Source organism: Kitasatospora sp. NPDC085895, assembly GCF_040702125.1.
GTDB lineage: Bacteria > Actinomycetota > Actinomycetes > Streptomycetales > Streptomycetaceae > Kitasatospora > Kitasatospora arboriphila.
Window position 1 is genome coordinate 1 of record NZ_JBFBJY010000217.1, and the last position, 1,929, is coordinate 1,929.

Genomic DNA, 1,929 nt, shown 5'->3' on the forward strand with positions numbered 1-1,929 from the left:
CCCAGATCGTGTGCCACGAACGCTGAAGGAGGCGTTGATGCAACTGCTTCTGGAAGCGGTGCTGTGCAGGAGATGGAGGTAGGTCCTCCGGGGTCGCCCTGCAGGGGGAGGCTCCAAACCACCGCAGGCTGCGTCGGTTAAGTGCCGGTCGTGGTGAGCGCTGCGGGAAAAGGCGCGGCAGTGATCGCGTCAGGTATGGGTCAGGAAGGCGAGCGAGAGCGAACCGCTGATGACGTGTCGTAAATTTCTTCAATGGCGTCGAAACCGGGGCATGATCTGGGCTCCGGGACAAGTCCGGGGGGAGCCTGCCGACTGCCCGGATGGCGTCCGGCATGGAGGCGGCGCGAGCCTGGCCCGGGCTCTTGCATGGAACGTGGGAACCTGTCGCCCCGATACTGGCGCCGGCTCGATGGGCCGGCGGCGAGAGGGAGAACCTCAAGCGGACAAAACCGCGAGAGGCCGAGTACCGATGCGGGGCACGGGGGCGGACCGTCTCGTAGTAGCGATGAGGCCCGGTAACGCGGGCGGAGCGAAGGGGACGGATCGTCCGGGTCCGATTGGTGGCCAACCGGAGTTCCCGGGATGAACCAGACGAATGGATCGAAGTCGTATCAGATCTCGAAACACCTGGTGTTCGAGGCGTACTTGAGGGTCAAGGCCAACAAGGGCGCGGCGGGCGTCGACGCGGTATCGATCGAGCAGTTCGAGGCGGACCTTCGGGGCAACCTCTACAAGCTGTGGAATCGCATGTCGTCGGGCTGCTACTTCCCGCCGCCGGTGCGGATGGTGGAGATCGACAAGCCGGGAGGACGCGGGGTCAGGATCCTCGGAGTGCCCACGGTCGCGGACAGAATCGCGCAGACGGTGGTGGCCATGGTGCTGGAGCCACTGGTGGAACCTGTGTTCCACCAGGACTCCTACGGCTACCGGCCCCGCCGCAGTGCGTTGGACGCGGTCGAGGCGTGCCGGGAACGGTGCTGGAGAACGGACTGGGTGATCGATATGGACATCCGGGGCTTCTTCGACAACCTCGATCACGACCTTGTCCTCAAGGCGGTCGCCCACCACACCGATCAGCGGTGGGTCCTGCTGTATGTGGAGCGCTGGCTGAAAGCCCCGCTCCAGCGGCCGGACGGCAGCCTGCTCGCCCGGGATCGCGGCAGCCCCCAGGGCTCAGCGGTCTCACCCGTGTTGTCCAACCTGTTCATGCACTACGCGTTCGACGCCTGGATGGCCCGGGAGTACCCCGGCATCCAGTTCGAACGGTACTGCGACGACGTGGTGGTTCACTGCCGCAACGAGGTTCAGGCGCACCACGTGCGCCGGGCCATCGCCGAGCGGCTGGCCGAGTGCGGGGGCCTGGAGCTCCATCCCCAGAAGACCCGCATCGTGTACTGCAAGGACAGGAACAGGCGCGGCTCGGCTGAGCACACCTCGTTCACGTTCCTGGGGTACGGGTTTCGCGTTCGACGGCTCCGGACAAAGCGCGGGGAGTACTTCTTCGGCTTCAATCCGGGCGTCAGCGACGAGGCCGCCAAGCTGATCCGGGCGCAGATTCGCCGCTGGCGGCTGCACTTGCGCAGTGACACGACCCTGGAGCAGCTCGCCCGGGAGATCAACCCGGTCGTGCGGGGCTGGATCAACTACTACGGTCGGTTCCATCCGACCGCGCTGCGGTCCAGCCTCAACCGCATCAACGACTACCTGGTGCGGTGGCTCGTCCGCAAGTACAAGCGGTTCCGGCACAAACGAGCGCGGGCGCGAGAGGCCCTGGCCAGCCACGCCAGGCTGTTCCCCGGACTCTTCGCCCACTGGAAGCTCATCAGGCCGTGACCGCGCACGACTGGACGATGGGAGCCGTGTAAGCCGAGAGGTTTACGCACGGTTCTGAGAGAGCCGGGGAGTGAAATTCTCCCCGGCTACTCGCCC

1 protein-coding gene is annotated in these 1,929 nt (G+C 65.9%); it reads left to right on the top strand.

Annotated features, from left to right (window positions below; genetic code table 11):
- The first annotated feature begins 582 nt into the window (after positions 1–582).
- Positions 583–1,833: a group II intron reverse transcriptase/maturase gene (gene ltrA, locus AB0442_RS42325; RefSeq protein ID WP_366168825.1), complete on the top strand. Its 1,251-nt coding sequence runs from the start codon at positions 583–585 to the stop codon at positions 1,831–1,833.
- The last annotated feature ends 96 nt before the right edge of the window (positions 1,834–1,929 follow it).

Bases quoted from the DNA above. Each gene is read 5' to 3' on its own strand.
- ltrA (WP_366168825.1), top strand. From the start codon at position 583: ATGAACCAGACGAATGGATCGAAGTCGTATCAGATCTCGAAACACCTG.